Genomic DNA, 6,211 nt, shown 5'->3' with positions numbered 1-6,211 from the left:
GAAGACGCCCGGGCAGGAAGGATTGAAGAATGGCCGATCTATTGAAGAAACCCTTTGGGACCCATGGCAAGGTGCATCAGATCACTCCGGAATCCGCGGGCTGGCGGTATGTGGGGTTCTCGCTCTATCGACTGCGGGCCGGTGAGGCTGTGTCCGAGGTCACCGGTGATCGCGAGGTCATTCTGGTGATGGTCGAGGGGAAAGCCTCGTTTAACGCAGCCGGACAGGACTGGGGTGTGTTGGGCGAGCGCATGAACGTCTTTGAGAAGAAGACGCCGCACTGCCTGTACGTTCCCAATGACGACAAATGGGAAGCAACCGCGACCACTGAGTGCACCATCGCTGTGTGTTCCGCGCCCGGCATGGGTGGCCACGAAGCGCGCCGCATCGGACCCGACGGCATTGAGTTGACCAAGCGCGGTGAGGGCGTGAACACCCGCTACATCAATAACATCGCGATGGAGAACGAGGACTACTGCGACAGCCTGTTGGTGACCGAAGTGTTTACGCCTGCGGGCCACTGGTCATCTTACCCCAGCCATCGCCATGACGAAGACGATTTCCCCCGGATCACCTATCTGGAGGAGACCTATTATCATCGTCTGAACCCCGCGGATGGCTTCGGCATTCAGCGCGTTTACACCGACGATGGCCTGCTGGACGAAACCATGACGGTCAAAGATGGCGATGTGGTGTGTGTGCCCCGTGGGCATCACCCTTGCGGTGCGCCCTATGGATTCGAGATGTATTACCTGAACGTCATGGCGGGGCCCCTGCGCAAGTGGCGGTTCGTCCCCGCGCCCGAGGTGGAGCATTTGTTCTAGGGCCAAAGAGAATCCCGCCCGCTCCGAACCAGAACGGGCGGGGATGATGGTGCGGATTAGCCAGCCAAATGCTGACCGAAGAATCCGGCTAGTTTGTCGAACGGGACTTTGTCCACCTGGTCGTAGAGGTCCGTATGAGTGGCGCCCGGAACGATCAGCAACTCTTTGGGTTCTGCAGCCGCCTCGAAAGCTGTCTGGCTGAAGTACAATGAGTGTGCGGCTTCGCCGTGGATCAACAGGGTCGGGCGCGGAGCGATTTCTGCAATGTGGGACATCAGCGGCGCATTTATAAATGACAGGGCTGTTGTCAGCGAAAAGGACGCATTCGAGTTGATCGCCCGCGGGTGGAAACCGCGGTTCTTGTCCTTGTAGTAGGCGGCGTATTCCACGACGAACTGGGGCTCTCTGCCGGTCAGTTCCAATGAAACGGGGCCGTAACCGGGGGCGCGGTTATCCACGTCTTGCCAACGCTGCGCTGCCAGCTGATCCAGAGTTTGGCTGCGTTGCTCGGGGGTGACGCTGTCGTAATAGCCCTGCGACATCAGTCGGCTCATGTCGTACATGGTACTGGTGGCCACGGCCTTGATGCGCTTGTCGATGGCGGCTGTGTTCAGTGCCAGACCACCCCAACCGCGGATCCCCAGAATGCCGATCCGCTCGCGATCAACCGACGGGTGCTGCCCCAGATAATCAACGGCAGCGCTGAAATCTTCGGTGTTGATATCGGGCGAGGCGGTGTTGCCCGCCGCTTTCACCCGTGAAAGAGGGATCAAAGGCCAACGTGACAAAGCCCTGTTCGGCCAGTGTCTGCGCATAAAGGCCCGAGGATTGTTCTTTGACTGCGCCGAAAGGACCGCTGATCGCAATCGCGGGCGTCACTTTGTCGCTGCGGGTTTGGGCAGGTACAGATCAGCCGAAAGGAGGATGCCGAAGCGGGTGGTGAAGGTGATCTTTTCGTGGTCGACAAGTTCGCTTTGGGGGAAGGTTTTATCCCAGGTTATGGTTTGTGCCTTTGTGGTCGAAGAGGGGGGAAGCGAGATCGCGCCACAGGCCGCGACAGACGCCGCAGAGAGTTTCAGTAGATCCCGGCGGCGAAGGTTGAAACGCTGCCTAGGGCTTGATGAATTTTGTTTGGATGGAGCATCGGTCATCTGGGGGGCTTTCGCCTCTTTGTTCATGAATGTGATCTAGGTTGTCGTCCTTCGCGGCGCTATCCGCTGTTTCATCATTGCTTTGATGACAAATATTCATGGAAATGATGCACTGCGGCGCGGCCCTGCAACGGAGATGCAATATGAAATGCGAAGATCTATCCGACCTGTCTGTGTTCCTGGCTATCGCCGAAGAGGGCGCGTTCACCAAGGCTGCCGTCCGGCTGGGTGGGTCCCAGTCCGCAGTCAGCCACACGATCCGGCGTCTGGAGGAGTCCTTGGGGTTTCGATTGCTCAACCGCAGCACCCGAAGCGTCTCCTGCACGGATATGGGAGAGAAATTGCTGACGAGCCTGAGACCGGGCTTGAAACAGATCGTCTCGCGGATCGAGGAATTGAAATCCCTGACGGACACTCCCAGCGGTCTGATCCGGATCACCACTTCTAAGGACGTGGCCAAGCGCACGCTTTGGCCCGCGATCAAAGCGTTGATTGGCGATTACCCCGAAATTCAGGTCGAGATCAGCACGAACAGCCGCGTTGTCGATCTGGCCGAGGGGCGTTTTGACGGCGCGATCCGGCTGGCCGAGGCTGTTGGACCCGACCTGATTGCAGTGCCGGTGGGCCCGCCCCAGATGATGGCCGCTGTCGGCACTCCTGCGTATTTCGCCGCACGAGGAGAGCCAATGCATCCCACCGATCTGGCTGAACATGATTGCATCACCATGCGCTTTGGACCGGACACGGCACCCTATGACTGGGAGTTCGAAAAGGATGGTCAGGAGATCGTCAAGAAAGTCAGCGGTCCCTTCATTTTCAACGATGGGGATCTGTGTGTGGCTGCCGCGCGCGAAGGGTATGGCATCGCCTATGTCCTGTACTCCGAAGTCGAGGCCGACATAAACGCCGGCCTTTTGCGGCGGGTGTTGTCCGATTGGTGCCCCCCGTTCGAGGGCTACACCCTGTGCTATTCCAGCCGCCGGCAAATGACTTCTGCCATGCGATTGCTGATTGACCGACTGCGCTATAGACCCTGAAGCCGCTAGGTGCTGGATGGACAGGACGAACGTGTTATCCGATTGCGTATATCAACTTGGTCAGTCGCAGCCCGGGCTGCCAAGTGTAATTGTGATATTCTCACAAGGTTCGCGCTGGAAACTTCTGCATTGTGGAACAGATTTATGGTCGCGAGATCAATAAATCAGGAAAAGGCTGACACAGCCCTATGACTTTGTTGAATGGCCGCAATAAAGGCATTTTGTCGATTGGGTTTGGTTAGCAATATCACTGAGCGAATGGCTTGGGGAGTACCGATCTATTGGGATGCCACATCGGCCCCGTTGAGCCAACTCACAAAGGCCTTTGCTGTCGCCGAGGGTGCAGCAGAGGTGGTGATGTAGTAAGCCGTCCCTAAATTAATCTCGCCCTCTGGCCATTCGCGCAGCGCCCCATCGCGCAAAGCCCGATGAGAGATCGAACGCCACCCCAGCATCAGCCCGCGCCCGTCCAGAACTGCCTGCGCCGCCTGCACATAGTTGTCAAAGGTCTGCCCCGTCAGCCTGTCGCGGCGAATACCCTTTTGGCGCAGGTAGTCTTCCCATCCGGCCCAGTGCTGGTTGTGAGGGCTGCGCACGTGAATCAACGGGGCAGCGTCCAGCCCCACCCCCTCGGCCCGCAAGCGATCCAGCATGGCGGGCGCTCCGACGGGGCACACCCTTTCGTCAAACAGTTTGTGCGTTACACCCTCTCGCCAGTCGCCTGTGCCATAACGCAACGCGATATCGATCCCCGGGGCGAGGTTCGGCAGATCAGAGGCAGGTGCTTGGACGTTCACCGTGATATCAGGGTGCTGCCCGTAGAAGTCCGGTAGACGTGGCATCAACCAATAGGTTGCCATACCCACAGTGCAGGACACCGTAACCTGGGATGTGTCATGGCCGCTAAGAAAGCGCACATCTTCGAGCGCCGAAGAGATCTGGCCAAGACCGTCGCGGACAGCGCGCGCCAAAATTTGGCCTGCTTCGGTGAGTTCTGCCGGTTTCCGACTGCGGTCGATTAGGGAGACACCCACATGGGCCTCTAGTGCCTTAAGAGACTGGCTGATCGCCGGTTGTGTGACGTTCATCCGCGTCGCCGCCAGCCGCATGGACCCGTAGCGGGAAAACGCTTCGAAAGTGGTGAGCAGTCGAAGAGGAGGCAAGCGATCCATAAGTTAACCAAATGATTAAGTTGTGATCACTCTAAATCGACTATTTTCAAAAAGAAAGTCGTGAGAGATTTTCTTTAGTTCACATCCGAACCCCTCTCAAACAACGGATAAACATCATGAATATTATGGCCACGCCTACAACCTCAGTTGTTCTGAAGGATAAAGGTCTGGAAATAGAACTCTCTGATGGGGCAGCGCATTACTTTAACTACTACTGGCTGCGCGACAACTGCCCTAGCTCTTTTAGCAGTGCCACCCGAGAGCGGAGCTTCGATATTTTCCACCTGGATGCTGCCCCGATTGCGATGGCGGCAGAGGTCAAAGAGGACGCGCTAGAGATCACATGGGCAGGCGAGGAGCACGTGTCTCAGTTCCCGCTGGCTTGGCTCGAATGCTACAAGGTTGCGGCACCCCGTCATGATCCCGCTGATGTGGTCCGCCAGCCTTGGTTCGGCGATCATTACCCCGATGTTCCGCGGTTCAGTCAGCCCGATTTACTAGGCGACCCCGAAGTACGCGCGAAATGGATCGAAGCGCTGCTGGTCGAAGGTTTCACCATCATCACCGATATGCCCGACACCAATGAAGGGTTGACTGAAACGGCAACGCTTCTGGGGCACATCCGGCCGACTTTCTTTGGCGAATATTTTGACGTGAAAACCCACATCAACCCGACCAACACCGCGTACACCGCTTCGGCGCTAGAACTGCACACGGACACCCCCGCAGAGGAACACGCCCCGGGCGTCCAGTTTCTACATTGCCGCGCAAATACGGTCGATGGGGGATATAGCCTTTATGCCGATGGCGTTGCTGTCGCCAATGACTTCAAAAAGATCGACCCTGAAGGTTTCAAACTGCTCTCCGAAATCGCGATCCCGTTCTACTGCGAACATGATGACTACGACATGCGTTCGCGCCAGACCGTGATCGAACTGGATCAGCATGGGGAAGTGTCTGGCCTTACCATCAGCCAACATATGCTAGACTTCCTCGATTTGGATCAGGCACTGCTGGATGACTATTATCCCGCGTTCTGCCGGTTCGGAAAAATGCTGCAGGATGAGAAATACATGATGACGTTCCTGATGAATGCAGGCGAATGCATGGTCTTTGACAATCACCGCATCGTGCATGGCCGTGCAGCATATACCGCAGAAAGCGGCGACCGTTACCTGCGCGGAACCTATGTGGACCGTGCCGAGATGCGCTCGACCTATCGAGCGCTGGTCAGTGAAGGGCGGTTCAAAGCATGAACCAGTGTGTTGCCGTAGACAGCATGATCCAGGACGCGCTTCGAGAGGACCTCGCAGCGGCCTTCCGGATTTGCCATCAATTGGGCTGGAGCGAGTCCGTAGGAAACCACTTTAGCGCCGCGACCTCTGTTGACGGGGCAAAGTTTCTGCTGAACCCGAAGTGGCAGCACTTTGCAACCATCGGGCCGGACGACCTGCTGCATTTGGACAGCAACGACGAAGCAGCGCTAGAAGGTCCCAATGCGCCTGATGCCTCGGCTTGGTGCGTGCACGGGACTCTGCACCGGAAGAAACCCGATGCCAAAGTAATCTTGCACTGTCATTCGCCCTATGCCACGGCGCTGGCCTGCCTCAAGGACCCGACTGTCGTTCCCATCGACAACAATACCGCGCGGTTCTATGGGCGGACGGCCTATGATCTGGAATTCGGAGGCATCGCGGATGCCACCGAAGAAGGAGAGCGACTGGCACAATCGCTGGGGGACAAGACTGTCCTTGTGATGGGCAACCACGGCGTCACGATTGTGGGCGAGACCGTCGCTGCAGCCTTCGAGGATCTGTATTTCTTTGAAAAGGCGGCCCAGACTCTGATCCTTGCGTATTCGACAGGACAACCTCTGGCGGTGCTGTCAGACGCTGTGGCGCAAAATACAGCAGATGGCTGGCGTCCTTATGCCGGAATGGCGGACAAACACTTCGCCTTCCTCAAGAACGGGTTGCCCCCGCTTTAGATCGGCATAACAAACTGAAAATGTTGCCCTTACTGCATCA

General features: G+C 57.2%; 7 protein-coding genes. 4 read left to right on the top strand and 3 right to left on the bottom strand.

Going from position 1 to position 6,211, the window contains the following annotated elements; all coding sequences use genetic code 11:
• The first annotated feature begins 29 nt into the window (after positions 1-29).
• Positions 30-824 (top strand): 5-deoxy-glucuronate isomerase, encoded by a 795-nt coding sequence (gene iolB / locus HJ536_RS19090; RefSeq protein WP_177159003.1) that lies wholly within the window; start codon positions 30-32, stop codon positions 822-824.
• A 56-nt stretch (positions 825-880) separates the two neighbouring features.
• Here iolB and HJ536_RS19085 read toward each other — a convergent pair whose 3' ends face one another.
• Together HJ536_RS19085 and HJ536_RS21005 are read right to left on the bottom strand one after the other, a co-directional pair.
• Entirely contained in the window at positions 881-1,597 is a 717-nt protein-coding gene (locus HJ536_RS19085; protein ID WP_228028823.1) for an alpha/beta hydrolase, read from the bottom strand.
• Positions 1,598-1,699: 102 nt separating this feature from the next.
• Complete coding sequence (locus HJ536_RS21005) at positions 1,700-2,002, bottom strand: twin-arginine translocation signal domain-containing protein (protein ID WP_228028822.1); 303 nt, start codon at positions 2,000-2,002, stop codon at positions 1,700-1,702.
• A 116-nt stretch (positions 2,003-2,118) separates the two neighbouring features.
• Between HJ536_RS21005 and HJ536_RS19080 the strand changes: the two genes are divergently transcribed.
• Positions 2,119-3,012, top strand: a complete 894-nt coding sequence (locus HJ536_RS19080; RefSeq protein WP_177159002.1) for a LysR family transcriptional regulator — start codon at positions 2,119-2,121, stop codon at positions 3,010-3,012.
• A gap of 278 nt (positions 3,013-3,290) precedes the next feature.
• On the opposite strand, the gene HJ536_RS19075 is transcribed toward HJ536_RS19080, so the two are convergent.
• Positions 3,291-4,184 carry a LysR substrate-binding domain-containing protein gene (locus HJ536_RS19075; protein ID WP_177159001.1) on the bottom strand — a complete coding sequence of 298 codons (894 nt, stop codon included), beginning with the start codon at positions 4,182-4,184 and terminating at the stop codon, positions 3,291-3,293.
• 116 nt (positions 4,185-4,300) lie between these two features.
• Here HJ536_RS19075 and HJ536_RS19070 point away from each other — a divergent pair, with 116 nt between their 5' ends.
• Both HJ536_RS19070 and HJ536_RS19065 read left to right on the top strand, forming a co-directional pair.
• Positions 4,301-5,440: a TauD/TfdA family dioxygenase gene (locus tag HJ536_RS19070; RefSeq protein WP_177159000.1), complete on the top strand. Its 1,140-nt coding sequence runs from the start codon at positions 4,301-4,303 to the stop codon at positions 5,438-5,440.
• Positions 5,437-6,171, top strand: coding sequence for a class II aldolase/adducin family protein (locus HJ536_RS19065; RefSeq protein ID WP_177158999.1), 735 nt, complete (start codon positions 5,437-5,439; stop codon positions 6,169-6,171). The genes HJ536_RS19070 and HJ536_RS19065 overlap by 4 nt, the downstream gene beginning before the upstream one ends.
• The last annotated feature ends 40 nt before the right edge of the window (positions 6,172-6,211 follow it).

Origin of the sequence: Donghicola mangrovi, from assembly GCF_013377535.1 — a bacterium.
Taxonomy (GTDB): domain Bacteria; phylum Pseudomonadota; class Alphaproteobacteria; order Rhodobacterales; family Rhodobacteraceae; genus Donghicola; species Donghicola mangrovi.
Note: the sequence above shows the minus strand (reverse complement) of the source record. Positions and strands in the feature narration are given on the sequence as shown.

Coding starts and splice junctions, on each gene's coding strand:
- iolB (WP_177159003.1), top strand. CDS start 30: ATGGCCGATCTATTGAAGAAACCCTTTGGGACCCATGGCAAGGTGCAT.
- HJ536_RS21005 (WP_228028822.1), bottom strand. CDS start 2,002: ATGAACAAAGAGGCGAAAGCCCCCCAGATGACCGATGCTCCATCCAAA.
- HJ536_RS19080 (WP_177159002.1), top strand. CDS start 2,119: ATGAAATGCGAAGATCTATCCGACCTGTCTGTGTTCCTGGCTATCGCC.
- HJ536_RS19075 (WP_177159001.1), bottom strand. CDS start 4,184: ATGGATCGCTTGCCTCCTCTTCGACTGCTCACCACTTTCGAAGCGTTT.
- HJ536_RS19070 (WP_177159000.1), top strand. CDS start 4,301: ATGAATATTATGGCCACGCCTACAACCTCAGTTGTTCTGAAGGATAAA.
- HJ536_RS19065 (WP_177158999.1), top strand. CDS start 5,437: ATGAACCAGTGTGTTGCCGTAGACAGCATGATCCAGGACGCGCTTCGA.